Origin of the sequence: Sporosarcina oncorhynchi, assembly GCF_033304615.1 — a bacterium.
Classification (GTDB): Bacteria; Bacillota; Bacilli; order Bacillales_A; family Planococcaceae; genus Sporosarcina; species Sporosarcina oncorhynchi.
On the sequence record NZ_CP129118.1, the window covers coordinates 2,676,646 to 2,701,123 of the forward strand.

General features: G+C 42.0%; 28 protein-coding genes and 1 riboswitch. Of the genes, 9 read left to right on the top strand and 19 right to left on the bottom strand.

Features of this window, described 5'->3' with window-relative positions:
* Together thiM and QWT69_RS13090 are read right to left on the bottom strand one after the other, a co-directional pair.
* Entirely contained in the window at nucleotides 1-807 is an 807-nt protein-coding gene (gene thiM / locus QWT69_RS13085) for a hydroxyethylthiazole kinase (RefSeq protein WP_317966320.1), read from the bottom strand.
* A 241-nt stretch (nucleotides 808-1,048) separates the two neighbouring features.
* A riboswitch (TPP riboswitch) is annotated at nucleotides 1,049-1,156 on the bottom strand.
* Between the two features lie 103 nt (nucleotides 1,157-1,259).
* Entirely contained in the window at nucleotides 1,260-1,673 is a 414-nt protein-coding gene (locus tag QWT69_RS13090; protein WP_317966321.1) for a universal stress protein, read from the bottom strand.
* A gap of 184 nt (nucleotides 1,674-1,857) precedes the next feature.
* Here QWT69_RS13090 and QWT69_RS13095 point away from each other — a divergent pair, with 184 nt between their 5' ends.
* Both QWT69_RS13095 and QWT69_RS13100 read left to right on the top strand, forming a co-directional pair.
* Nucleotides 1,858-2,991, top strand: a complete 1,134-nt coding sequence (locus QWT69_RS13095) for a YibE/F family protein (protein ID WP_431312290.1) — start codon at nucleotides 1,858-1,860, stop codon at nucleotides 2,989-2,991.
* Nucleotides 2,988-3,752: a YibE/F family protein gene (locus QWT69_RS13100; RefSeq protein ID WP_317966323.1), complete on the top strand. Its 765-nt coding sequence runs from the start codon at nucleotides 2,988-2,990 to the stop codon at nucleotides 3,750-3,752. The genes QWT69_RS13095 and QWT69_RS13100 overlap by 4 nt, the downstream gene beginning before the upstream one ends.
* 258 nt (nucleotides 3,753-4,010) lie before the next feature.
* On the opposite strand, the gene QWT69_RS13105 is transcribed toward QWT69_RS13100, so the two are convergent.
* Nucleotides 4,011-4,241 (bottom strand): lipoprotein, encoded by a 231-nt coding sequence (locus QWT69_RS13105; RefSeq protein ID WP_317966324.1) that lies wholly within the window; start codon nucleotides 4,239-4,241, stop codon nucleotides 4,011-4,013.
* A gap of 282 nt (nucleotides 4,242-4,523) precedes the next feature.
* Here QWT69_RS13105 and QWT69_RS13110 point away from each other — a divergent pair, with 282 nt between their 5' ends.
* Together QWT69_RS13110 and QWT69_RS13115 are read left to right on the top strand one after the other, a co-directional pair.
* On the top strand, nucleotides 4,524-5,567 hold the full coding sequence (locus QWT69_RS13110; RefSeq protein ID WP_317966325.1) for an EAL domain-containing protein: 1,044 nt from the start codon (nucleotides 4,524-4,526) through the stop codon (nucleotides 5,565-5,567).
* 38 nt (nucleotides 5,568-5,605) lie between these two features.
* Entirely contained in the window at nucleotides 5,606-6,556 is a 951-nt protein-coding gene (locus QWT69_RS13115; protein WP_317966326.1) for an alpha/beta hydrolase, read from the top strand.
* 97 nt (nucleotides 6,557-6,653) lie between these two features.
* Here the strand turns inward: QWT69_RS13115 and QWT69_RS13120 are convergent, their stop codons facing one another.
* From QWT69_RS13120 to QWT69_RS13135, 4 genes are all read right to left on the bottom strand, one after another.
* Complete coding sequence (locus QWT69_RS13120; protein WP_431312291.1) at nucleotides 6,654-7,106, bottom strand: class I SAM-dependent methyltransferase; 453 nt, start codon at nucleotides 7,104-7,106, stop codon at nucleotides 6,654-6,656.
* Nucleotides 7,103-7,273, bottom strand: coding sequence for a hypothetical protein (locus QWT69_RS13125; protein ID WP_317966327.1), 171 nt, complete (start codon nucleotides 7,271-7,273; stop codon nucleotides 7,103-7,105). The genes QWT69_RS13120 and QWT69_RS13125 overlap by 4 nt, the downstream gene beginning before the upstream one ends.
* 169 nt (nucleotides 7,274-7,442) lie before the next feature.
* Nucleotides 7,443-7,937 (bottom strand): LURP-one-related/scramblase family protein, encoded by a 495-nt coding sequence (locus QWT69_RS13130; protein WP_317966328.1) that lies wholly within the window; start codon nucleotides 7,935-7,937, stop codon nucleotides 7,443-7,445.
* A gap of 161 nt (nucleotides 7,938-8,098) precedes the next feature.
* On the bottom strand, nucleotides 8,099-8,632 hold the full coding sequence (locus QWT69_RS13135) for a D-glycero-alpha-D-manno-heptose-1,7-bisphosphate 7-phosphatase (RefSeq protein WP_317966329.1): 534 nt from the start codon (nucleotides 8,630-8,632) through the stop codon (nucleotides 8,099-8,101).
* A gap of 260 nt (nucleotides 8,633-8,892) precedes the next feature.
* Here QWT69_RS13135 and QWT69_RS13140 point away from each other — a divergent pair, with 260 nt between their 5' ends.
* Entirely contained in the window at nucleotides 8,893-10,287 is a 1,395-nt protein-coding gene (locus tag QWT69_RS13140; protein WP_317966330.1) for an MDR family MFS transporter, read from the top strand.
* Nucleotides 10,288-10,412: 125 nt separating this feature from the next.
* A complete protein-coding gene (locus QWT69_RS13145; RefSeq protein ID WP_317966331.1) occupies nucleotides 10,413-10,997 on the top strand; it encodes a hypothetical protein in 585 nt (194 codons plus the stop codon).
* 51 nt (nucleotides 10,998-11,048) lie between these two features.
* Here QWT69_RS13145 and QWT69_RS13150 read toward each other — a convergent pair whose 3' ends face one another.
* Together QWT69_RS13150 and QWT69_RS13155 are read right to left on the bottom strand one after the other, a co-directional pair.
* Nucleotides 11,049-11,546: a hypothetical protein gene (locus tag QWT69_RS13150; RefSeq protein WP_317966332.1), complete on the bottom strand. Its 498-nt coding sequence runs from the start codon at nucleotides 11,544-11,546 to the stop codon at nucleotides 11,049-11,051.
* A gap of 79 nt (nucleotides 11,547-11,625) precedes the next feature.
* Entirely contained in the window at nucleotides 11,626-12,330 is a 705-nt protein-coding gene (locus QWT69_RS13155) for a CBS domain-containing protein (protein ID WP_317966333.1), read from the bottom strand.
* A 238-nt stretch (nucleotides 12,331-12,568) separates the two neighbouring features.
* Here QWT69_RS13155 and QWT69_RS13160 point away from each other — a divergent pair, with 238 nt between their 5' ends.
* Nucleotides 12,569-12,766: a hypothetical protein gene (locus QWT69_RS13160; protein WP_317966334.1), complete on the top strand. Its 198-nt coding sequence runs from the start codon at nucleotides 12,569-12,571 to the stop codon at nucleotides 12,764-12,766.
* A 21-nt stretch (nucleotides 12,767-12,787) separates the two neighbouring features.
* Here QWT69_RS13160 and QWT69_RS13165 read toward each other — a convergent pair whose 3' ends face one another.
* Entirely contained in the window at nucleotides 12,788-13,552 is a 765-nt protein-coding gene (locus QWT69_RS13165; RefSeq protein WP_317966335.1) for a hypothetical protein, read from the bottom strand.
* A gap of 163 nt (nucleotides 13,553-13,715) precedes the next feature.
* Between QWT69_RS13165 and QWT69_RS13170 the strand changes: the two genes are divergently transcribed.
* Entirely contained in the window at nucleotides 13,716-14,333 is a 618-nt protein-coding gene (locus QWT69_RS13170; protein WP_317971101.1) for an NAD(P)-dependent oxidoreductase, read from the top strand.
* A gap of 67 nt (nucleotides 14,334-14,400) precedes the next feature.
* Nucleotides 14,401-15,321, top strand: coding sequence for an MBL fold metallo-hydrolase (locus QWT69_RS13175; RefSeq protein ID WP_317966336.1), 921 nt, complete (start codon nucleotides 14,401-14,403; stop codon nucleotides 15,319-15,321).
* A 67-nt stretch (nucleotides 15,322-15,388) separates the two neighbouring features.
* Here the strand turns inward: QWT69_RS13175 and QWT69_RS13180 are convergent, their stop codons facing one another.
* From QWT69_RS13180 to QWT69_RS13220, 9 genes are all read right to left on the bottom strand, one after another.
* The gene (locus QWT69_RS13180) at nucleotides 15,389-17,653 is read right to left on the bottom strand and encodes an S-layer homology domain-containing protein (RefSeq protein ID WP_317966337.1); all 2,265 of its coding nucleotides are present in this window, start codon (nucleotides 17,651-17,653) and stop codon (nucleotides 15,389-15,391) included.
* Nucleotides 17,654-17,890: 237 nt separating this feature from the next.
* The gene (locus QWT69_RS13185) at nucleotides 17,891-18,955 is read right to left on the bottom strand and encodes a S26 family signal peptidase (RefSeq protein WP_317971103.1); all 1,065 of its coding nucleotides are present in this window, start codon (nucleotides 18,953-18,955) and stop codon (nucleotides 17,891-17,893) included.
* Nucleotides 18,956-18,960: 5 nt separating this feature from the next.
* Complete coding sequence (locus QWT69_RS13190) at nucleotides 18,961-19,464, bottom strand: sigma-70 family RNA polymerase sigma factor (protein WP_317966338.1); 504 nt, start codon at nucleotides 19,462-19,464, stop codon at nucleotides 18,961-18,963.
* Between the two features lie 20 nt (nucleotides 19,465-19,484).
* Nucleotides 19,485-20,771, bottom strand: a complete 1,287-nt coding sequence (locus QWT69_RS13195) for a polysaccharide deacetylase family protein (protein WP_317966339.1) — start codon at nucleotides 20,769-20,771, stop codon at nucleotides 19,485-19,487.
* 215 nt (nucleotides 20,772-20,986) lie between these two features.
* A complete protein-coding gene (locus QWT69_RS13200; RefSeq protein WP_317966340.1) occupies nucleotides 20,987-21,334 on the bottom strand; it encodes a DUF2200 domain-containing protein in 348 nt (115 codons plus the stop codon).
* Between the two features lie 138 nt (nucleotides 21,335-21,472).
* The gene (locus QWT69_RS13205; RefSeq protein ID WP_317966341.1) at nucleotides 21,473-22,099 is read right to left on the bottom strand and encodes a hypothetical protein; all 627 of its coding nucleotides are present in this window, start codon (nucleotides 22,097-22,099) and stop codon (nucleotides 21,473-21,475) included.
* A 402-nt stretch (nucleotides 22,100-22,501) separates the two neighbouring features.
* Complete coding sequence (locus tag QWT69_RS13210) at nucleotides 22,502-22,942, bottom strand: cell wall hydrolase (protein ID WP_317966342.1); 441 nt, start codon at nucleotides 22,940-22,942, stop codon at nucleotides 22,502-22,504.
* A 137-nt stretch (nucleotides 22,943-23,079) separates the two neighbouring features.
* Nucleotides 23,080-23,748, bottom strand: a complete 669-nt coding sequence (locus QWT69_RS13215; protein WP_317966343.1) for a DUF4956 domain-containing protein — start codon at nucleotides 23,746-23,748, stop codon at nucleotides 23,080-23,082.
* Nucleotides 23,749-23,769: 21 nt separating this feature from the next.
* A complete protein-coding gene (locus QWT69_RS13220) occupies nucleotides 23,770-24,477 on the bottom strand; it encodes a polyphosphate polymerase domain-containing protein (RefSeq protein WP_317966344.1) in 708 nt (235 codons plus the stop codon).
* Nucleotide 24,478: the final 1 nt, after the last annotated feature.

A 24,478-nucleotide genomic window follows, 5' to 3' on the forward strand; every position in this document is an offset into this window, starting at 1 on the left:
TCAGAAAACCTCCTCTTGAATGAATAGTGATGCGTGATTCAGGTCTTTATCAGTCAGGAGATGAAGTGCATTCAAAAAATGGACCTCAAAATCCCCTGGCCCCTCAGTCCGCTCGGCCGCCCATTCACCAGCTTTTTTATAAAACGCTAGACTATATGCGACTGCTTCAAGCTTGTCGTTCTTGCCAACAGCTAGAAATGCGGCTGCAACGGCACTCAACAAACAACCCATACCCGTGATTTTACTCATGAGCGGATGGCCGCCTGTAATCTGCAATACTTTTTCTCCATCCGTCACTAGATCCGTTTCACCTGTAACTGCCACTAGGCATCGATGGCGAACAGCCACATCTTTCGCAGCCCACTGAATATTAGCAGTACCTTCTCCGGCATCGACACCCTTCGCATTCCAGGCAACACCAGCAATGGCTGCAATCTCGCCGGCGTTTCCACGGATGAGCGTTACGTCCAATTCATTCAGCAGTGTTGACACGGTCTGTTTACGAAACGTAGTTGCTCCTGCACCGACTGGATCCAATACGAGTGGATGACCATTGGCATTGGCGCTTTGCCCTGCAGCAATCATCGATCCGATGACCTTACTATCAAGTGTACCGATATTAAGAAGTGTAGCTGCAGAAAAAGCAGATACATCTGCCGCTTCTTCGATTGAAGCCGCCATAATTGGGGAAGCTCCGAGTGATAACAAGCCATTTGCCTGAAAGTTCGCCACAACGATATTCGTTATACAATGGACGATCGGGCTTGTTTTACGCACTTCATTGAGCAATGGAATTCCTGCCTTCATACTTGAACCTCCTCATTTAAAAGAGACCATTGCTGTTTTGTATATGCCAGATTCCCAAAATGCTTCTCACATTGACAACTTTTCAATTTGGACTCAAAAACCCCACCGTATTGTCTCCGTACCTCTTCACAAATCGTCATCCCAACCACTCCTCTACTAATTTTGGAAAACCAAAAAAGCCGCTTCTCTCAACACGTACGTTGAAGAAGCGGCTCGCAAATCGGCGTAAGATAACCATAGGAAGACATGCGATCCACTTCCCTACGCTGGTATGAGCCAGATCAGGTTCTAAGGGTCCGCATATTGATACACGTCTCAGTCTTTCACAAAGACTCCCCCAGTGGTTAACTTAATTTAGTTTTCAATTTCACTATAGCATAGATCAATCGATTGGCAAGAGGTTCCAATCTTTTTCGAAAGAAAGTCGATGTATTTGAATGATAACTATTCCTTCACTTTACAATCGTCACTGGGCATCTCATTCGCTTCACTGCTTTTTGGTTAATGTCACCAAATACCGAACCTTTGAAGGCGTTCAGACTATTACTTCCGATAACGAGATGATCCACTTCATTGGCATTGACATATTTGATAATCGTTGGACCGGTTGCACCTGTCAGTAATGTAATCGTCGGCTCAACTCCTTCTTGTTCCGCCAGCTTTACAATTGGACGGACATTTCTCTGTTGGTAAGCGTTTAAGTGTTCAACACTATTTTTCAGCAGGCGTTCATCTTCAACTTTATTAAAATCGGTGACGAAAATAATTTCCAGATGGGTATCTGGTAAATATTTGACGAGCGTAAGTGCGTGTTTCGTCGCACTGATTGCACTTTCAGAACCATCAATGGCAACTGCAATATTCATAATCGACCTCCTCTACCTCTCATTGGTTTTACATAATAAAACTGATTGTATCAGACCTCGCACAGATTTCAATGAATGCGGAAAAACGATATACTTGTAAGTACCCTAAATGCATTTAAATATGCCTATCTTTCATACTGGATTGTTTCGTATAGAGTCAGGCATGTGATATGGTTACAGAAAAATGACAGGTGGTGCCGAATTGAAATTCTCCGTTAAAAAAGTGCTTGGATACTGCCTTCTGCTCTTTTGTATCATACTATCTATCCTATTTGTTAATTTGAACTACACATTTTATGATCGGCCCATCGCCAAAGTGATCGAAACAGTACTTGAAGAAACAACTGCTACAACCGATCGCCACGGCAATGAAGATACATTATTCACACAGCATATTACGGCCCAGATGAAAAACGGTCCCCAAAAAGGCATGCTGATTTCACTGCAAAACGATTATTCCTATTCAGGTGCCTATGACCAGGAATACCGAGTAGGGAATGATTTGTTTGTTCTTCCCGATGAACAAGTCGCTGGAGCAGATAATCTGACCGGTATTATTACCGATGTAAAGAGGGATAAGCACGCATTAATTATCGCATGGATTTTCATCTTCGCATTAATGATTGTCGGCAAACGTCAAGGCGTATTTGCCATTATTAGCTTTGCCCTAAATGTCCTAATCTTATCGTTTGCACTCGATATTTATGTCAACAACCCCTCAGTGAATCTGTTGCTCATATGTGGGATTTGCATTCTGTTATTCACGTGCATCTCGCTTGTCTTCGTTAGCGGTTTCAGCGAAAAGACGTATGCAGCAATCGTTGCAACGTTAGTCGGAACCGTAGCTTCCTTGGCAATCGCATTGCTCGTCCTACGCCTTACTTCGGACAACGGCCTTCGCTATGAAGAGATGCAATTCGTCACCCGTCCTTACCGGCTCGTCTTTATTGGCGGATTGTTCATCGGATCACTTGGTGCGATTATGGATATCGCCATTACGTTATCTTCGTCGATGTTTGCGTTATACGAGAAAGATCGGTCACTGAGCAGAAAAGCATTGAAGGAATCCGGGATGGACATCGGCCAGGATATTATGGGGACGATTACAAACATTCTTTTCCTTGCGTACATTTGCGGTTCGATTCCAATGCTTGTCCTGTCGTTTAAAAATGGGACGCCATTAGGATTCACGTTTTCTATGAATTTGTCGCTGGAAGTGACCCGCGCCTTAGTTGGAGGGATTGGCATCGTGTTGACAATTCCAATTGCTGTCTATACATCGCTCTTTTTCATCGATAGAAAGAAGGCTCGCTTATGAATGCTATCGTCGTGCTTGCAGTTATATTATTCGCGCTCATGCTGTGGATAGGCGGAAAGAATGGACTGCGTTCGTTCCTGTCGCTGTTTCTCAATTTCGGTGTGATCTTTTTCACACTCGCATTTCTGTTGGCACCTGCTGTTAACCCTGTCGTAGTGACATTTATCGCCAGTGCTTTGATTGGCTGCATCAGCCTGTTTTTCATTAATGAAGTGAACCGTAAAACGATCATTGCATTCGTGTCTACGATGATCACAATTACGGTATTGCTCGTCTTCATTTTCTTCGTATCGGACACATTGATGATTCAAGGATTTGGTGAGGAAGAGACAGAGGCGATTAGCGGTTACTCTCTGCTGATTGGCATTGATTTTCTTAAAATCAGTGTCTCGGTCATTATATTAAGCACAATCGGCGCAATCATGGATGTTGCCATCTCCATTGCTTCTTCGATGCATGAAGTACTTAAACGGAACCCTTCCATTAGCAAGATAGAGCTGTTCGCTTCAGGTATGGGAATTGGACGTGACATTCTGGGAACAGATACGAATACATTGTTTTTCGCATTTTTTGGCGGCTATTTGGCGCTACTCATCTGGTTCAAAGACCTCTCCTATTCCATCGGAGAAATCATCAATTCGAAAATATTCAGTTCCGAACTGATGCTCATTCTTTGTGCTGGTACAGGAATTGCACTTGTTATCCCGATTTCTTCCTGGATCAACGCGCATTATTTAATGAAAACGAAAAAGTCTTCCTGACAAGCTACCCGTGCACAGTGACAATTAGTTCACAGCACGAACCTTATGCACTGTCATTTTCAAGATGGAGGATAGACCAAGAATACATTGACTTTTCCTCCTGTGTTGAATTCCTGGCAGTATATAATTCCTGGCAACGATTTGGCTAATGAAAAAAGGAAACCAATCATGTATATCGCTGATTGGTTTCCTTTTTACTTGTTTCTATTGACGTTCATTAGTTGTTTGATTGTAGGACTTCTACGTTGCTGACTGGATTTACTTTGAATCGCTGTCGTCGGCTTCCGTATCTTCCGTTGAATCGGCGTCGTCCATATCTGTGTCTTCGCCTTCAACATCTTCTACACTTTCTTCTTCCGCAGCAGGCTGCTCTACTTCAGCAGGTGCTTTTCTAGCTCCACCCATCTCGTTCCGGTCATCTTTCACATTACATGCCGTTAAAGCTGCAAGAAGCAAAATCGCGAAAAATAATGATGCTATTCTTTTCATGTTCTCACCCTTCTCTCTATGATGTTTATGTTAGAATACCCTCATTTATAAATATAACTCATTTCTCGTTAAGAATCCACGAATCCCCGTTTACTGAGCCTTTTCATCGTTAAGAGCTGCGTTATCTTAATTTTTATAGAATTATAGTTTAGCTATCTGTATAATAAAACCAACTACAACGTTCTTACATTTTAACGGAATTTGTCTATTTACACCTATTCGTTCCACATCAATTATTCATTAAATTATTGAATCGTAGTATACAAAAAAAGGAGCTAACAAATGAAATGCGATATATGCAACCCTACAACGAAAATTTATACGATCTATTTTGCTGACAATCAACGGATTGAACCTCTTTTGACCTATTTCAGTTCGTATCCTAAAACGGATTGGCATATGATTAACGACCGGATGTTTTGGACGTTGGAACCGATCTTCTTCGACTTGATGGACTATGTACATGCTCACCTTGATGCGAGCGCTATTTATGCAGTAGAATCCGATCCCCATGACCCACTTCGGGAACTGTATAAAATGAAACCGATTTTGGAATTTCAAGCGGAAAGAGAAGCCAGTTGGATTGATGAACTCATTCAGAAGAAAGCGATTCAAACACACTTCCAACCGATTGTAAAAATCACGGACGGGCATGTTTCCATTGTCGGCAATGAATTGTTGAGCAGAGGCTTGGATGAACATCAGGACATCATCTCACCGTATCATCTATTTGAAGCGGCAAGAAAACGGAATCGCCTTTTTGCACTTGACCGACTATGCCGATTGGAATCCATTCAAAACGCTGTGCCTGTTGCTGATAAATTAATTTTCATCAATTTCATTCCGACAGCCATCTACGTACCAGAACATTGCTTATCTACAACATTCGCCGCCATTAAAAAAGTCGGCATTAAACCAGAACAGGTGGTCTTTGAAGTCGTGGAGACCGACAAAATTGAAGACATGTCCCACCTTCTTGCGATTTTGGACTACTATCGATCTCAAGGGATTAAGTATGCACTAGATGATGTAGGTACAGGCTTCAATGATCTGGACCTGCTGTCCCGAATGGAACCTGATTATGTAAAGCTCGCCCGTGAATACACGGATGGCGTCAGTACTGACCCCGAAAAATGGCAAGTCGCTAAAACGGTCATGGATATGGCTCATCAAGTTGGAGCACTCGCTCTTGCTGAAGGCGTAGAACAGGTGCAAGATGTTGAATGTTTAATGGAGATGGGCTATGACCTGTATCAAGGCTACCTGTTCGCGAAACCGAGTGACACACCTTTACAAGCTATCGACAGTCAATGGAAACAGACTTAAGCGTAAAATAAGTTACATATCATGCGAGGAGTATGCACATGAAAAGGAAAGTTATTATAGCAACAGGGAGTTTGATTGTAGCCATTTTAATCGTCCTACTTGTTGCAGGCAATTACTTTTACAATCAAGCTGTGAAAAGAGGCACAGACGTCGTTTTACATACGGAAGCGGCTTCGCTGAATTCACTGGCCAGTGAAGAAGATCAATTGCATATGAAAGAAGCGAAAGAGTGGTTCAATGATCAACAACCCGACAATATAACAATAAAAACAGATGACGACATTGAGATAACAGCGCAGTTCATTGCACAACATGATTCTCAGCAAAAAGGGGTAATCCTTGTTCATGGATTTCGCAGTACGAGCGCGGATATGGGCAAGCTAGCGAAGTTTTACGCTGACGAAGGATTTGATGTTCTTCTGCCTGATGCGCGCGGCCATGGGGCAAGTGGAGGCGATTATATCGGGTTTGGTTGGCATGACCGGCATGATATTATTCAATGGATCGACTTTCTCAAAAGTCATGGAAACAACCAAATCATTCTTCACGGGAATTCAATGGGAGCTGCCACTGTGTTAATGGCGAGTGGTGAAGAACTTCCTATTGAAGTGAAAGGGATTGTTGCGGACAGTTCCTATAGTAGCGTCAAAGAAGAACTCGCCCATCAACTGAAGCATATTTATAATCTGCCGGCTTTTCCACTGTTGGAAGTGACAAGCTTTGTCACAAATGTACGTGCAGGTTATACATTTGGTGAAGCTTCGGTCGTGGAACAAGTGAAGAAAAACAATCGGCCGCTTCTGATTATCCATGGAGATGCAGATGACCTCGTCCCAACGGCAATGGCCCAGCAAATCTATGAGGCGGCAACTAGCGAAAAGGAATTATGGATTGTTCCTGATGCTGGTCATACAAAAGCCTATAACAATAAAACAATCGAGTTTGAACAGTATTTGAAAGATTTCTTAGACCGGACTGTAGCGGATTAAAACTAAATCTATACTTCTTCGGAGGCATTAGTCGAGCCCGTTCATTTCAACTGATAGATAGCGCATGTAAATAGATCCGTATTCTGAATGATACTGTTCAGAATACGGATCTTTCTATTGTCCGCTTATTATTTTTACATCGAATAGACAGAAACAGTTTGTTATATAACTGTTTTACTTCTACAACGTCTAGGCGGGATTGCTGGATTATTGACATAGTATCCCTGTTTAAGTGGCAACCGTCACAGATTTTATTCCATAAAGGATTAAGCAGATCCTGTGTCTTCCCTAGTACTGGTTGTTCCATGCGTACATGTTCAAAAAACAGTATTTCTGCATTCGGTTTACTCACACGCTGAATTTCCGCCAATGCTGTAGGTGGATCGGGAATCGTGCAAAAGACAAGTGTGGCAATAACCGTGTCAAAAGCATTGTCTTCAAACGGCAGTACTTCGGCAATTGCTTCCACGACGTCAATTGGCACACTCGCTTTCCGCAAACGTTCAGCCCCCCTTGCATGTATCAATGGGTTCGGTTCAACGGCAGTCACATGTGCTGCATCGCGATAAAATAGGGAAAATTGACGCCTGTTCCAGAACCAATTTCTAATACTTTGCCTGTCGCAGAACGAACTAAATCGACCCGTACCAGTTTAAAACGCGTCGCTTCGAGTGGCTTCATAGCCATATCGTAAATCTTAGGGAACCAACTTCCCATATACTCAACGCCTTTACGAAATAATAGTGTATGTCTGAGATTGTTTTGACTGGAACGGCTTTTACTCAATCACTTCGTTTTCCGCATACAAATAGCCTTATACGCAAATGTCGATACTGGCCCTACTCTTCGCCGTAAAAGCGCTTGTTTGCTTGCGAATAAGTGTAACTTATATCGTTGCACTTCCAGCTGCCGCTTGAGACGCTTTTGCATAATCGATTGCGACAACTAAGGACACAAGAAGCGTTTCCATGTCTTCCTGCAGCACTTGAATCTGATAACTGTCTCCCCATGTAAACCACTGTTTATCGACTGATCCGATCAGTTCACCGTTTTGCAGCACTTCAAAATTCATATCCCATAGATTCCCGCGAACTTCAATGCCCGCTGCATCTATCGTATAGTTCGCTTTGATAAACGTAAATTCCTTCTTAATAGTCATCCTTTCCTGCCCCACAACGTCCACGTAAAAAGTTGGCAAGAAACTGAATGACTTTTTGGTAATGAATGCAACTTGATTCATCGCCGTATCCATAATCGAATAGGTCTTCGGAATTTGCATTAAACTGCCTTCTATAAAGTACACATCATGCTCGTTTTGGTCTTTTACTGTAAATTTTCCTCTCACACTAAAAACCTTCTGTTTAATATATAACTGCTTCAAGATGAACACTCCTTTCCGAATTTTCACATGTTTTCCTAGTACTTGTTTTACGTTCTTTCCCCTTAAAAAGTTTCGTTTTATCAAATCGGTCATTTAATCAAAAGACACGAAAAACCCCCGCTCCTCCACAATTAACCGGAGGAATGGGGGCTTTAGCTATTTTACATTTCAGCAATATCTTGTTCAATCATCCACTTTGCCGCGCCAAGAAGGTCAGGAAACACAGCATCTGCGAGAGGATCATCTTTTCCAATGAATACCGTTTTCGTCCCAGCTTTCTTTCCCGCAATAATATCTGTGTCCGTATCGCCAACCATATAGGAGGAAGCTACATCTACATCATATTTTTCTGCAAGGTCTTCAATCAGCTTACTGTTCGGTTTTCGGCAAACACAGCCTGCTTTTGGTTTATGGGGACAATAAACAACTTCATCAACGACTGCTTGTGATTTTGCGAGTTCCTCAATCATATGAACATGGATCTTCTGCAATTGTTCTTCCTTCATATAGCCCAAGCCTACACCGCCCTGATTCGTGACGACAAACACATAATCAAAAATGTCATTTAACAAATGGATGGCTTCCGGCGCACCAGGTAGAAAATACAGCTGATCGGGCCTGTTGACAAACTTCACACGATCCGTCAGCACTTCATTAATAACACCATCACGATCGAGAAAAACCGCTTTTTTCATCGTTCCACTTCCTTTACGTTCATACTAACTCCTATTCTGTTCACATTTCTCCGAACAAGTCACCTGAGCATAAAATAATATCGGTTTCCTTTCATCTTGGAAAGTCGGTTTGTTATTTGAATCATTTACGAGTAGAAACAGGAAATTGTTTCAAACAGGATGATTGAGGTCTCGTCCATTAACCTCTATCATATAGGAAATGTCTTTTCCAATTGAAGCACGTTCAAAATTAGGAACTATTACGAGGTGATGAACAGTCAATGGTAAATGCTCAAACATTTGATTTTAAGAAAAATATCCCGTTGCTGGCCGTTCTCCTGTCAGGTGCATTCATTACAATTCTCAATCAAACCTTGCTAGCCACAGCACTGCCCCCCATTATGAAGGATTTGCGCGTATCGGAAAGTACCGTCCAGTGGTTGCAATCGATTTTCATGTTGGTTAACGGAATTATGATTCCTATCACTGCATTCCTGATAGGAAGATTTACAACCCGGCGATTATTTATAACTGCCATGAGCATATTCGCTGTCGGAACATTCGTAGCTGCTATCTCTCCAAACTTTTCGTTCCTATTAGTCGGGAGGGTTTTGCAAGGAGCTGGCGCCGGTATCATGATGCCACTTCTGCAAACGATTATGTTCCTGCTCTTCCCCATTGAACAGCGTGGGAAAGCAATGGGGATGTATGGGCTGGTGATTGCATTCGCACCCGCAATCGGACCGAGTCTCTCGGGCTACCTCGTCGATAACTTCCCTTGGCGAAGCGTCTTCTATGTCGTCCTGCCGATTACGCTCATTATTATCGTTGCTGCAGCCTTCTTATTGAAAAACGTGACGGAACAGACGAATCCAAAAGTGGATTACTTATCGATTGTCCTATCGACATTCGGTTTCGGGGGTCTTCTATACGGTTTCAGTATCGCGGGTAATGTAGGCTGGTTGACTCCAAATGTCGGTATTGCAATGATAATCGGCGTTATTTCATTGTTCTTATTTATCCAGCGACAATTACGACTCGATGAGCCTATTCTTGAATTCAGGGTGTTCAAGTACCCAGTATTCGGATTGGCTACAAGTCTCGGGATGATTGTGTTTGCATCTATGATTGCAACAACCGTAATCCTTCCAATTTTCATGCAAAATTTATTAGGCTTCAATGCCTTGTATTCTGGTCTGATGCTGTTGCCTGGCGCCATCGTCATGGGCATCATGAATCCAGTCACCGGTTCATTGTTCGACAAATTCGGAGCGAAGTGGCTATTACGCGCAGGTTTCGCTATTCTGACTGTGACGACGTTCATGTTCGCAAACTTGTCTGAAGATACGACGTTTACCTATTTGGCGATTTTGAATGCCGTTCGGATGCTTGGTATCGCGATGGTGATGATGCCGTCTACGACACTCAGTTTAAATCAGCTGCCGACCAAACTGATTTCTCATGGCACAGCGATGAATAATACATTCAGACAGATTTCCGGTGCTGTCGGTACGGCCGTTCTTGTTACAATTACCGTCACAGCAGCAACCGGTGACGGCACCATTGCTGGAGAAATTCACGGCGTCAACATCGCTTTTCTCGTAGCCGGATTCTTTGCTGCCATCGGTTTACTTTTGTCATTTGGCATTAACAATAAAAAGCCTGTTAAAGCGTAACGGGTAAAACTTCCGCAGCAATTGTCTGCGGAAGTTTTTTTATACACGTAATTAACCTCGTCTTAACGTTCAAGAAGTATCATTGACATTCAATTAAAAATACACATATTGGGAGATCTGTCCACATGAAAAAACGGTTATTGCTTTTGTTCATAAGCATATTAACGTTAGCGGGTTGCACGTCATCCAAAACGGAAGATGTTCAACCAGAGGCATCAAAAAAATCTGCGAATGCCCCGACAGAAACAGTCAGTTATGAGTCCGATTCCGTAGAACTAATGATTCCTGCAAGCTATTATTCGGATAAAGACGCGGATGCGGTCATTAATGATTTCAAGGCGAACGGTGTTGAAGATGCATGGCAAAACGCGGATGGTTCTTTCACGTTGACAATGACACACGATCTTCAGATGCTGTTCAAAGTGTCTGTCTTGAACAGTGTTAAAACACAAAGCAAGGAGACACCGGAAGATGGGTTTTATCCCGCTATTAAAGAAATCATATTCAATGAGGATTTGACTCACATGGAAATCCTAGCCGACAAGCAATCTTTTAACGAAGAAAGTGACAGGTTGAAAGTGGCTGAAATCGCAAACTTAATGACGTATTATCAGATTTTCGATAACGTGCCGGAGAATCAGGTGCATTTGGAAGTTACGCTGAAAGATGAAGCATCCGGGTCGGTTTTCAAAACACTCACATTTAATTAAATGCATAAAAAAAGTAGAGCGTCCAACGAATCGAATGGACACTCTACTTTTTCAATAAATCATATACGTAATTGACCCTGTATTCCCTTCCACCCGGGCTCCACCGGGCTCATATTCTCCGATTGTGATCATTACGTGTGATCCATCATTTGCGACAATCGTGCCTGTTACTGTGTATAAACCCGTTTCATCTTTCTCCATTTCTTCCAGTATGTCTTCAGAATGTCCAGCCGCTACAATTTCCTTGTTAAAACGTTCAACCATCGCGCGTAAATCAGGCTCACCTATTTCTAATACAACGTTTCGTATACCGCCCATATTCATATCTACGTTCACAATATATGATTCCGGTAACGGTACGCCTTCCGGGAAGTTTTCAACTTCATCTGACATCGCCACTAACGTACTGACAGCTTCCTGAATAATATCTGTCGCTTTGGATTCGTCGGTAATGTCTACTTCACTTGCGGGCTTTGTCTCATTTCCACATCCCGTTATAAGCAAGCCCAATACAACAAGCATTAACAGGGATAACATTCGTTTAGCCATATTTTTTCTTCCTCTCTTTTGCTAGGTGTGTAACTAGTGTAAAGAGAAAAGGTTAAATGAAGGTTAAATTAAGCGAACATTATTTGATTTTAAGTAAATCATAAGGGGTTATGATACCGATTAAATCTCCGTTGTGATCTGCATTTTCGGTAATAAGCAACGCTTCAAGCCGAGTGCCTCTTGTAATCGCGCGTTTGAAAAAGTTCTCCGCCTCATATACGGACAGATCCCTTTCGACAAACTCAAACGATTCTTTTCGTTTTTCATACCCATATACAGCGGAAAGTGTCGGTATTTCCCGGGGAATAGAATTCTCTGTCGATTGACCTGCTAACCAATATGTAATCCCCGCTGCTGTAATGAGACCTTTGAATTGACTATTTTCGTAAATCGGCACTTGACTGAATTTATTATCTGTCATCAGTTTCAACGCTGCCGTCAACGGTTCCTTTGATTGCAGCGTATGCACTTTACATCCAAAAAGTGCACCGACTGTTAGCGGATTACTTAACTTTCGTTCGATTTCCTCAATCCGTTCCACAGTTTCATCATGCGGTTCCGCAATAACATAATCGACACCCGTCCTATGATGGACGATTGCATTTCGCAAGTCTCCATACTCCCGTAAATCCTCTTCATAATTTCGGACGACAGAGTTCTTGATTTTCGCCTTGTCTATCAACCTGTAAAACGGTAAATAACCACTTTCATCGACTTTTCCAGCAAGCAATTTTTCAATCCGGTTATACGCGACAATAAAACGTTCTGAGTTTTTCACAGTCATTGAAGTCAACTCCTTTACGGAAGTATACCCACAATTGAGTCGCACTGTGCATCTCAAGTTGAATGATGGTCATACATTTTTACTGACAACTTATAAGACACCGTCAACAACCACTCTACCTATTCCAATTTCCTTATACCGCTTGTACAATTTCTTACTGTACTTTTTGCATATGCTACGAAGACGTCGAATAGGTTTGTACTATTTTCGACAGGTTAACGATAAGGGGGTGAATAATTTGGGACCAATTTTCGAACTGTTATCTAGGCTGAATCCCGGGACGGACGTAGAAGATGTTTTTATTAATGGACACGAGGAATCTGTGGATTCGTTTGCAGCTTTTAATCCTACGAGCGGATTAGCTACTTTCGCAAAAGCCAATGGTGAGATTTTAGTAGTCGATTATACTAGGATCGATGCGATCGAGTTTAACTAATTCATCTTTTCTATCAACTCCTTAAGAAAAACTTAAGGAGTTGATTTTATTGGCATCGACAGATAACACATGGTTTTCATCCTTAATGAATGTTGCGATATTCGTATACACATTATAATCTGCGAAATATTTTACATATATGACTACACGATCGACAATGAGTTCTTTCACTTTTGTCCCTGGTGATAAATTGCTTAGCAAATTGATAATAGGCTTATCTAGATTTCTTTCGATTCTTTCTAACATCGGTAATAACTTTTTAAAAACGACAGATTCCTGTTTCGTTAACTTCCTACGAATACTTTCATTCACTTCTTCTTGCTGGTCAACAAAAGGAAGGATTTTCGTTTCGACTGTCTGTTCACTTTTACCGAATCGATTTTCTAACTTATAAAAATCATCAAAAGCAAAATCCATTTCTTCTAATCGAATAGAAAAGTATGTTTGCTTACGTATAAGCTTTCTGATCTTCTTATCGGCATGCTTTTTAACGTCATCCACATGATTATTCATATGCAGGTCGAAGTCTTCCAGAGAGTAAAGGATATTAGAAAGTTTACGACGAGTTGTTCGCTGATTTGCAGACAACATTGAATACTTTCTCGAAAGTTCATTCAATCTATCCTGTAAATCATTATATTGTGTGTCCAATCTCTCACTACTCGTCTGATGGGCTTTTTCTAGAGCAGTGATTTTTTCATCATACTGATTCCAATAATAGGAACTTTGATTTGTCGGGGAGTTTTTTAAGCTTTGAATATAGACAAACTCGCTATTCATATCCAACGTAAACACACTCTCCCTATGAACGATTTACAGTAGTATACGCCAGAAGCGTTAGTATTGTACCTATATTGGCTATAGAAGAAGAGATGCACATCTAATGATAGAATGAAGTGAAGAAAGTTATTTACCTGTCGCTAAAAGCAAAATAGAGGAGACTATTATGATGAAAATCGCATTATTTGGAGCTACGGGAAGAGTTGGACGTAGTGTTTTAGACAAGGCTCTTGCTTCAGGTCATACAGTTACTGTACTCGTTCGTACACCTGAAAAGCTGCCAGTTCACGATCGGTTGACAGTCATTCAAGGGGATGCTCGGGATGAACAGGCTATTTACCAGACAATTTCAGGTATGAATGTAGTTTTCAGTGCACTCGGGACAGACAAAACAACAACGCTGACAGAATCAGTCCCACATATGATTCAGTCTATGAAGACTGTTGGAATCACACGCATTGTCACAATTGGAACTGCAGGTATTCTGGAAAGCCGTATTGAACCTGGGAAACTGCGATACGAATCAACTGAATCTCATCGTAAATTGACGTTTGCGGCGGAAGAACATCATAGAGTTTATGACTTGCTTAACGAATCGAAACTCGACTGGACAATTGTCTGTCCGACGTATTTGCCAGATGGCGATGAACAAGGCAACTATCGCGTTGAACGGGATTATTTACCGGAAAACGGCAAGCAGATTTCTGTAGGTGATACGGGTGCTTTCGCCTTTGATGAATTGCTCGCCTGCAAGCATGTCTGTTATCGGGTTGGGATTGCCTATTGATGCTAGATGGTTTCAATTCGTAAACTAAACAGTAGCCCACATTTCATTCAAAACACGGAGGAGTTTTATGACACGTAAACAACGCTATACAAACATAGATCATGCAGATACATCCACATCGCTAGCCGATCTTTTGAAATGGCAACTCGAGAGAAGAGCGAAGAAGAAGGATCTCGCCGATACAATAAAACAAGCTCCGTTTAAAGAAGTCGACACGTTAGTTAACAATCGGTCTGAGATGTCGATTACTTGGATTGGGCATTCGACGTTTTTGATTCAAATGAATGGCTTGAATCTGATTACGGATCCGGTTTGGGCGAAACGGATGGGATTTGGTAAACGATTGACGGAACCTGGAATTGCCCTAGTGGACATGCCGGCAATTGATGTTGTGTGCATTTCTCATAGTCATTATGATCATTTGGACTTCCCTACGCTCAAACGACTGAAAGGCAATCCTACGTATTTCGTTCCGGTTGGTTTAGGTCGTGCGTTCAATAAGCGAGGATATAACAAAGTCGTCGAAGGTTCGTGGTACGATTCTTTTGAGCATCGCGGACTGAAAATCTCCTTTGTTCCTGCGCAGCATTGGACGAAACGGACACTTACCGATACAAACACGTCTCATTGGGGTGGCTGGATTATTGAGAACGAAGAGCGATCCATCTACTTTGCGGGAGATACAGCATACTTTAAAGGATTCGAGGATATTGAAAAAAGATTCGATATCGATATCGTCCTCATGCCGATTGGGGCTTATGAGCCAGAATGGTTCATGAAAGCAACCCACATCACCCCTGAAGATGCGGTGAAAGCTTTTTTGGAACTGAATGCGAAGATGTTCATCCCGATGCATTACGGCGCATATCATCTGGCAGATGACACAGGACCGGAAGCAATCACACGACTCGATGCCGAATGGCAAAGACTTGGTCTGGATCCTGCTGAATTAAAGAAATTGCTCATTGGGGAAACATTATGGCCATAAAAAAAGGCTGGGACAAAACACCTGAATATGAAGGGTTTGTCCTAGCTTTTGACGATTGCCTATACAATTACAGTGCATCTGTGTATTCGAGTCCAGCCGGCAACAACTCAGACATGTTGATGCGGTCAAGCCCGTTTTTAATTTTAGTCGTGTAACCTTTTTTATGTGTATTCATATAGCCTGCCTTTGAACGGATCATCCGCTCAAATACAGCGACTTTTGAAGGGTCGACATCTTTCCACATTTCATACGAATGGATAAGGTCTTCCAATGTCAAATGGACATAATCCTCTCCAACAAGCGTACGGTCAGGAGACATTTTATACCAGATGTCGCCATTCGGACGGATCCATTTAGCAACATCTTTTTCAATCGCCGACTGAATACTATTCGCCGTTTCTAAGTACGCTGGTTTACCCGTTTCCTTATAGGCAAGCAGCAGGATATTCATGCCTCCAAGCAGATGGTTCATTGACGCATGCGTCTTGACATTCTGCTTTGACGGGAAGTAATCCTGGATATAGAAAGCTGTCGCGTCGACTTTGATAATATTCTTTTTATTTTTTTGTGAAACGAGAAGATCCGCATAGTTGAGCAATCCATCATTGTAATCTTTGTGACCGAATGCTTTGCCTCCGTTATAAAGGAATAACGCAATTTGTTCGTTAAATCGTGTATCGACAAACGGTGCTGTTATGCCAAACAAATTCTTCAAATATGTGCTCGTCACTTCCGTCTCCCAATATTTCTGAATGCCTCTAAAAATTTCTAAATTGGCAAATGAATTATACAGCAAACTTTCGTAATAACGTTCCTCTGTTTCTGTATACTTGGCCATGACCCGATCTTCTTTCACGAGCAGTAGGTTCCGTCCATACGCTTGTCCTGAAGCCGGCAAGGGTTCGATTGTCGTCGCCATTTTATTATAAGGGCCATTAGCTGTATACCACTTATTTCGCTTCTTGTAGTAGATAGCGGATTCGTGCATCCAGTCGTCCATTCGTTCATTGGTTGAAAACAACAATTGATCAGATGCGAGCAACCAATGGTCGACGACATCATATCCACGTGATCGCAATGTATAAACCGATAGCTGTGTATCCCCCAGTCGAATGCCGCTGAAAGCTTCACTCTCATCTATTAGTTCACGTGTCTGGCTACTTTCACCATTTTTATATTTCAACGAAAGTTCCTTTGACCGGAAAGACTTCCCAATCATTTTCTGTGCTTTGCTTCCTTCTGCAAGCGTCTTTTCAAAGACACCTGTCGGATATGTTGTCATATCGAACCCGAATGTACCATCTGCATTTTTCTTAATCGGATAGCGATCATATTTCCGCAACAACCCTCTTGTCACATCTTCCTCCACTTGTATAAGGTCAACTGAAACGGGCATACGCTGCGGATTTCTCAGTTCTGTGAAAATGAAATGATCGCCATTTTGAAGTTGTCTTTTCGTTACATTCACAACCGCAGGGGACATGCCTGCAATGTTGTACGTATAAACAGTATCCGTTGAATGGGCATGTTTCTTTGTCTTTTCTCCAGCAAATTGCAAATAGGCATTGGATCGTAAATACGTTTTCCACTTTTTCGAGACCGGTACTTCTACGAAATTTTGTTCATGACGGACAGGTGTGAATTCTCCAAACGTTTCCGCTTTCGTGAATAAAACCGGTGCCGTCTCAGTCAGTTTGCCAGTCTTAACCATTGCACGATGCAGGAAAACGACATATGTCGCTCGATTCACAGCCGTTTTAGGGTCGAATGTGCCATCCTCTTTACCCGTTGTGATTCCATGTTGCGCAAGGATTTTCACACCTTCACGATGAGATTCACTAATTCGATGCTGGTCTGCGAACTTGATTTCTTCACCTGTGTCTTCAAGCTTAAACGCTCGGACGATGACGGTCGCCATCTGCTCACGTGTGAGCGAATCACCAACCCCAAACGTTCCATCTTCTTTCCCAAGGAAAATTCCGGCCTCATACGTTGTCATAGCACCTTTTACATGTGAGGATTTACTGCTAACATCCGTGAAAATCGGACGATAAGGTGTGTCGGGTAATTGGAAAGCTTTCGATAACAGATTTGCAGCTTGTCCACGTGAAACTTCAAGCGTCGGCCTAAACTGCTTGTCCGGATATCCATTAATAATTTCCAGATCGACTAATTGTGTCACTTCATCTTTTGCCCAGAAATCATTATGGATATCCGAAAAACTCTGCTCGATTTCCATCGAATTAGCACCGATTGTATTGCATCCGAACAAAGTGAGCAGCAGTGTAAGTATTCCTGCTAAAATCACTTTCGGTCGTGTAGAACTAGACATATTTCTTGTGCCTCCTATTTGGTAAAGCAGTTATGTAACAAGTAGTATGGATGCTGGTCATTCGAGTATGTAACAGCCCCAAGCTATTTGGGGCTGTTTGACTTTCCTCTTCTAGCTGCTCATTCTTTTACTTGATGATTCTGCTTAAAACTCGTGAAAATATCATACGTTTCTATTAATATCATCATGCTATTGACAACAGAGACATTAACGGTTGGTTGACCTGTTTATCTGTTGTTAATCCTCAACGAGCCAGCGTCCAACACTTGGGTCCCATCCCATTTGGAACACTTGCTCAGCTACACCTTCACGGCCATATTCATAGCGTACTTCGACTTGTTCATCAGTAATTGGCAGTACTTGACGATAGGACGCTTCTAAAAAAAGCTCGCCCAACCGGCTAATTTGTGAAAACTCCGGTGTCTGTGGTAATTTATTGGAACCAAATAACTTATCGTACATATACAAATCAAATGTCTGTGCCGGTGTGTACTCGGTCTCCATTCGGTTGGTCAGATAATCCAAATACATCGAATCGCTTTGTTCTTCTGTTGCTGTACCGACGACTTGTCCGTAAATCTTATGGACAGGCGTAATAGTTGCTCCCTGGACCGTATTGTTTGCAGGGAAATGATTTAACAGAAAGTATTCTCGTGCATTCAACAACTGATCGTAGCCTCCAGCGATCGTGACACTTTCTGCTTCGTAATGCTTCATAAGTTCTGAATTTACCTCTTTGCCATTAATGCGTAGCTGACCATCTTTGAGCACAACACGATCTCCCGGAACCGCCAGTACTTCATAATAAGCATCTGAATACGTCGGTAAATGACTTGTCGTACTTGTCATTGTGCGCACGACATCGCCTGCTTTATAAACAACGTCATCGTACAGATCTTTTTTCCGTTCGATAACAGTATGGAATGCGTATGAACTCCCCTTCAAGGCAAACCGCTCGTAATCGACGTAATACAATCCATCTACTTGGTCATAATGCGGCATTGAGGAAAACGATTCATAGTCCACATCGGATAACTGCTTCTTTTTTTGCAAGGCGGAAATTTGCGCCAAGTCATCGAGTGGATCATATGGCGTACCTGGTCCTTCATCAGAAGACAGCTGATTCAACGGGTTTAGGCTAAAGAACAGAAACAATGCAATGGCAGGTATTGCGGCAGATACAAATAGTACAGGCCAGGAAGTCTTGCGGACGGGTGTCTGCAGTTTTTCATGTACGCCCCGTTTGATGCGCCTTTCCTGTTCGGAAGTATCGCCCATCATCTGATCGAGCTTTCGTTTCATATCACTCACTTGTACATTACCTCCTCGTCTTCTTCATCAAAATACGCTTTCAGTTGCTGTTTCGCTCTTCGAAGACGTGTTTTTACGGTGTTTTCATTCAACTGTAAATAGCCGGCAATTTCCGTTATGGATTGTTCATCATAATAAAACAAAATTAGCGGCTCACGGTACTTCAATGGCAATTGGAACAAATTCTTTTCTAGCGCTGCTAACCTTTCCTGTTCAAGCAACACCTCTTCCGTCCCTTTTACAGATGTGAAGATTGTTTCGAAAACGACATCTTTTTTATGTTTCCACGAACGCAGATAATCTTTTGAACGGTTGGCTGTCATTTTAGTTAAATAGGTTTTTAATGAAGCTTCATTGCGAAACTGATCGCTTTTTTGGAAGTAGGTAACGAATACTTCCTGGACAACATCTTCAGCTGTCGACCAATTCTTTACGTATAAATAAGCGATACGCACTAAATAACGCGAATGCTCATTCATAATCTGCTCTATGTCGTTCATATAGCGAATCTCACCCTTTTCTATCGTCGCATCATGGTCCCATCCACGTACGCGGCAAATTGCTCAAATGACCGATTATCCGTCATTCCAAAACGACGTACTTCATAATTTGAATCTTTCTGATTTGCATAGCCTTCGATAATTGTAAAGCCGAGCAGCAGACCCGCTTCTTTCGCCGCTGACGTATACGCCTCATTATACTGTCCATATGGATAGGCCAAAGTGACAGCCCCTGGCAAATGCGTGATATTCGTTTGCAAATCTGCGAATATCGCTTCTGTAGATAGCTTCATGCCGATACCGATATGCGTATCTGTCAGTTCGTGCAGTTCATCCGTATGTGCCTCAAATTGAAAGACATCTTTCAGTTTAACGAGGTCGGCAGCGGTTAAATATTGGATTGGACCGTCCGCATCGAATTGCTGTTCATCTTTCGCGATCAGTAAACGTGACGTTATAATATGCTGAGTCGCTGTGAACCCATATTGCTTCAATATTGGATACGCATATTCTTTCGATGACAATAATCCATCGTCGAATGTAATGAGCACCGCTTTAGCTGGCAATACGAGCCTACCTTCTAAGTAATCATAGAGTTGCTGTGGCGACAGTGTTGTAAATTGCTGTTCCGCCAAATAGCCAATCTGTTCTTCAAACGCTTCTATTGAAACTGTACTCGCTGTAGTTTTCATCTTTTCATGCGGAATCATATGATGATATAAAAGAACAGGTACTCCTTCATCCAGTGTGACAGAGGATTTATGTATATACCCAGGTCGCTCGCCTAGTGTAATAATATACCAGTTTCCCTCTTCACGAACGACCGAATAGCGATAGCCTTCTTCCAATTGCATGAAAGTGGGACTGTTTAAGTCGTTCTCCTCATGAACCATTGTTTTTCGGGCAGTTTTAACTGCGCCGAATCGTTCTTGTTCAGTGAGAACCCAGATTTTATTCTGTTCAACTGTCCCTAGCCCTTTGCGTACATATACGTTCATCTTCCCTAATCGAAGCTCATAGTAATCTTCATCTTCATCCACAATCACAACTGGCTGACCGGCTTCCAACTCTCCGACTTTTATGAACTTTACCTCTTTCATATAAATCGGTTGGCGTTCCTGCAGCGTCAGTACCCGATCAAATTCACGTTTGACGACAGGCGGTTCGGTTTGGTTACTTTGCGCAAAGACTTTCCCCAACTGTTCATTGAAAAAAGCAGCACCTGCAAGCCCCCATTTGCCGCTCCCACTTACCATCCAGACGAACAAGCCTACAAATACTAGCCCGCACATAAATTTTCTCTTCATCCCTGTCCCTCCACTTTCATTCAAGCACCCTACAGACGGAGAGATTCAGAAAAAGTTTCAACTGATTTTAAAAAACTTTTTAAAACCAGTTCAGCTCAAGAACTATACCACTCCTAGCAATGTAAAACTCACATCTTGTGATCGGTTTGACCAACTAAAAAACCATCCTCTTTGAGTCTTCACTCAAAAAGGATGGGTTTTGTGTAAAATGTATGTCAGCGTAGGATTTTCTCCATCTTTTTCCCCTTCGCCAATTCATCAATCAGTTTGTCCATATAGCGAATTTCTTGCATAAGCGGTTCTTCGATATCCTCTACCCGTACACCACAGACGACGCCTTTGATTAGATTCCGTGAAGGATTCAGCTTTGGCGCTTCTGCAAAAAAGGTTTCAAAATCTGTTTCATTTTCCAGTACCGACTGTAACCTATTTCCTTCATATCCGGTGAGCCAGTTGATAATTTCATCAACTTCCTCTTTTGTCCGTCCTTTTCTTTCCGCTTTCGCGATATACAGAGGATATACGGTTGAAAAGGGCATTGTGAAAATCTTATGTGTTGGCATGACCTATCCTCCTCACACTCTAGTAGAAAGATTTCGCAAAGACTCATGAAGCTTTGGAGTATCCATCCCAAGTGACGTCACCACAAATTTTTATGCTTTGCTTAATAAACCTTCGTTTTCCAGCTAACGTGTTTCCGCTTACTCGTTCTCTCTCATTTCTACGGATGTCAATTCCGAAAACGTGAATTCCTCTCCATCTTCGTAAACGAAAATGGTTTTAATCAAACCGACTTCAGGTGCGTAATAATGTATTGTTTTTCGACCTTTTACATCGTCCGTAATAATTGTTGTCACTTCAAGTACATTTTTATACGTACCCGCTGCAACCGGTATTTCCAAATCTTTTTGCGTTATGTAGCTGACAGAATCATCCCCGTCGTTCTTCTCCCACTCCGGCTTATTCGCGAGTTCCACTACAGCAGACTCTTCGTTTTTCGCCGCATTCGCAATATAAATCTGCTTAATCTCTTCGCTGCTCACTGCATATTCCTTAATCGACTCGTAGGCAATTCCGCCTCTTTCATGAATATACACCGTATCGGGTCCATCTGAATTCTCCGATCGGTTCACAACATCCGTGGCTTCCAGCGTTTTCCCGTCCGGATCATATTGTGCATACGTTCTAGCTGTACCAACTGGCGGGAAATAGATGGACACATCAATCGCTTCCGCATCTTTGGAATCAATCGCCTTTGGTCCGGACGTACACCCGCTAAGAAGTACTGCCAATAATCCAATCAACATAAATAACTTTACATTTTTCAAATCCTTCACCCCTTTTACTTCCTTTATCTTATCATTTTTCCATGTGCTTGTGCAGTCAGTAGTTGGACAAGGATTGCGATTGTGCAAGTATATAGTCCGGCTTATACAAAAACGGAACGATTCTCCTCTAGTCGTGAGTGAATTATTGCAGATCAGCTATCGCTTCGTTTTGTGAATTGCCTCGATAGCTTCTTTATATAAAGCTGCTTTATGTCTGAAAATAACGCGAAAATGCCCGGTATCCTTAATCAGGTTACCAGACATTTCGATTTTCGTACGCTGCTAATCAATGAACGGAAAGCTCCTGCCATACTTGACTTTCCATCGGCAGCTGACAACTCAACCGACTACTCAACAACGGACGAAACCGGACAGCATTGCGTAACGCAGCATGCATCCGACTTATCCGTTATACACACTGTCGCATGTATTAGGAAGCGGCTCATAAAAGCAGTGTTGTTTAAATTGACCCGTGAACGGTTGGTTATACCATGTCGGCGGACAAGGCCCGAACGGATTAAAATACCACAGTGCATATTTGGCCGGATGAACTCGCCAGTTTTCTAAGTTCTGCCTAGCTAATTTCTTTTCCACTTCACGCGCCCGCTGATAGAATAAATTCCCTTTTTGGACAGCCTCAAACGAATAGTTATTGCCTTGTACCTGAAAGATGACATCATTAATCGTTCTAACATCTCTAAAGTCCAAACAATTTGCGACTGCACGATTCACAATGACATTCCCCACATACAACATCCCTTGCTTACCTTCACCCTCGGCTTCCGCCCGCATCATCCTTGCCATTACGTCAACATCTGAATCCCGATACTTCACTCTAGGCATTTTCCCACCCCCAACTCTATAGTATGAGAAACTGGTGAATTAATGAACGTGACGAATGCCCAGACATGAATCAATTTATTTCCACTTGGCTCAGATAACGCTTGTACAAATTAGTATAAAACTACTAATCACTCTTTTTACTGAGCATAATCGCCTGTGTACTGGACAAGAGACACATCATTTACCCCTTCAATATCACTGATTGAATGAACGAAACCAGTATTATCATCTCTCAATCTAATTTCCACAGTCAATTCCGTAAACCCTTTGCGTACCGTCTTTGACTTAAGTTTCGTCTTCAGTTTCATGAGTTCCGTCCGTAACTCATTTACGGCTTGTTCTGTATGACGAATAATGAGCAAATATGATTGCTCCCTAATTTTTTGTCTCGAGAGAAAGAATACAACAAGTCCGATGACAAGCGATCCTCCTATTGCCAGTGGGTAAATTCTTGCTCCACATGCGATACCCGCAGCTAAAGACCAGAACATGTAAACAATATCTAACGGATCCTTCACTGCCGTCCTAAAACGAACGATACTGAGCGCACCAACCATACCTAATGATAAAATAATATTTGTACTAATCGTCATGATGACTAATGATGTAATCATCGTCATCAGTACAAAAGAAATATTATAATTGTAGCTATACACGACACCGCGGAATGATTTCTTGTAAACCCAATAGATGAACATCCCAATTAAAAAAGCAAATAACAATCCAAAAATCATATCAACATATGATACAGTTCTGAACGCTTCAAGCTGTAAGACACTACTTTTGAAAAAATCCTGAAAGCCCATCTCTTCTGCTCCATTCTTGCCTCATTCTTTATAATGCTGCAATGTTTTTTCCCTGCAAAGTACATATTTTGAAATCGAAGACCGGATATGATTCATCGGCTGTATAATTTGGCGAAGATGATCTGGAAGAAAAGAATCGAACTTCACTTCCATAATCGTCAATTCGGTCGGTAGTACTTCCTCGAGCACAAGACTCTGATCAAACATATCATACGTGTTGATGCCGGCAGAAAGTTTCTTATCAAATGTAATACGGACATTTCCCCACTCATATACATAAGCTTCACGCCAATAATCCACAATGACACTTGGCCTAAATTGATAGGTTTTAAGTGCTGCATAAAACTCATGCAGCAATCGCTCTTCCCGCTTCAATAGAAAGGAATACTCGCCTGCCAGTACATTTTTATACTCCTCGTACGTAAGCGCTGCGGATTCTTTACAAACATATTCCCCAAACTTACTTTTTCTTTCTAAATTAATCGTTTCGTTACTATCGTTATACATTCGAATTCGATACTTTTCTCTCCTAAAAACACCATCATTCTTAGTAATCAATGCACTACGTAGCGGATCATCAAAATAGAGACTTCGGATATTGTAGCCTTCATCATCAATAGAATGCTTATCTAATTCAAGAGCATTGGATAACGTGTTCTTCAACGATAAGTAATCATGTAAATGCAAATAATATTTTTGTTCTGTCCGTAAACTACGGCCACGTAACAAC

Excerpts from the sequence above, each read along its gene's own strand:
- QWT69_RS13170 (WP_317971101.1), top strand. The coding sequence starts at position 13,716 with ATGAAAATCGCATTATTTGGAGCTACGGGAAGAGTTGGACGTAGTGTT.
- QWT69_RS13180 (WP_317966337.1), bottom strand. The coding sequence starts at position 17,653 with ATGTCTAGTTCTACACGACCGAAAGTGATTTTAGCAGGAATACTTACA.
- QWT69_RS13115 (WP_317966326.1), top strand. The coding sequence starts at position 5,606 with ATGAAAAGGAAAGTTATTATAGCAACAGGGAGTTTGATTGTAGCCATT.
- QWT69_RS13200 (WP_317966340.1), bottom strand. The coding sequence starts at position 21,334 with ATGCCAACACATAAGATTTTCACAATGCCCTTTTCAACCGTATATCCT.
- QWT69_RS13175 (WP_317966336.1), top strand. The coding sequence starts at position 14,401 with ATGACACGTAAACAACGCTATACAAACATAGATCATGCAGATACATCC.
- QWT69_RS13095 (WP_431312290.1), top strand. The coding sequence starts at position 1,858 with ATGACAGGTGGTGCCGAATTGAAATTCTCCGTTAAAAAAGTGCTTGGA.
- QWT69_RS13105 (WP_317966324.1), bottom strand. The coding sequence starts at position 4,241 with ATGAAAAGAATAGCATCATTATTTTTCGCGATTTTGCTTCTTGCAGCT.
- QWT69_RS13090 (WP_317966321.1), bottom strand. The coding sequence starts at position 1,673 with ATGAATATTGCAGTTGCCATTGATGGTTCTGAAAGTGCAATCAGTGCG.
- QWT69_RS13155 (WP_317966333.1), bottom strand. The coding sequence starts at position 12,330 with ATGACTGTGAAAAACTCAGAACGTTTTATTGTCGCGTATAACCGGATT.
- QWT69_RS13135 (WP_317966329.1), bottom strand. The coding sequence starts at position 8,632 with ATGAAAAAAGCGGTTTTTCTCGATCGTGATGGTGTTATTAATGAAGTG.
- QWT69_RS13185 (WP_317971103.1), bottom strand. The coding sequence starts at position 18,955 with ATGAAACGAAAGCTCGATCAGATGATGGGCGATACTTCCGAACAGGAA.
- QWT69_RS13125 (WP_317966327.1), bottom strand. The coding sequence starts at position 7,273 with ATGGGAAGTTGGTTCCCTAAGATTTACGATATGGCTATGAAGCCACTC.
- QWT69_RS13150 (WP_317966332.1), bottom strand. The coding sequence starts at position 11,546 with ATGGCTAAACGAATGTTATCCCTGTTAATGCTTGTTGTATTGGGCTTG.
- QWT69_RS13145 (WP_317966331.1), top strand. The coding sequence starts at position 10,413 with ATGAAAAAACGGTTATTGCTTTTGTTCATAAGCATATTAACGTTAGCG.
- QWT69_RS13190 (WP_317966338.1), bottom strand. The coding sequence starts at position 19,464 with ATGAACGACATAGAGCAGATTATGAATGAGCATTCGCGTTATTTAGTG.
- thiM (WP_317966320.1), bottom strand. The coding sequence starts at position 807 with ATGAAGGCAGGAATTCCATTGCTCAATGAAGTGCGTAAAACAAGCCCG.
- QWT69_RS13140 (WP_317966330.1), top strand. The coding sequence starts at position 8,893 with ATGGTAAATGCTCAAACATTTGATTTTAAGAAAAATATCCCGTTGCTG.
- QWT69_RS13195 (WP_317966339.1), bottom strand. The coding sequence starts at position 20,771 with ATGAAGAGAAAATTTATGTGCGGGCTAGTATTTGTAGGCTTGTTCGTC.
- QWT69_RS13110 (WP_317966325.1), top strand. The coding sequence starts at position 4,524 with ATGAAATGCGATATATGCAACCCTACAACGAAAATTTATACGATCTAT.
- QWT69_RS13215 (WP_317966343.1), bottom strand. The coding sequence starts at position 23,748 with ATGGGCTTTCAGGATTTTTTCAAAAGTAGTGTCTTACAGCTTGAAGCG.
- QWT69_RS13100 (WP_317966323.1), top strand. The coding sequence starts at position 2,988 with ATGAATGCTATCGTCGTGCTTGCAGTTATATTATTCGCGCTCATGCTG.
- QWT69_RS13210 (WP_317966342.1), bottom strand. The coding sequence starts at position 22,942 with ATGCCTAGAGTGAAGTATCGGGATTCAGATGTTGACGTAATGGCAAGG.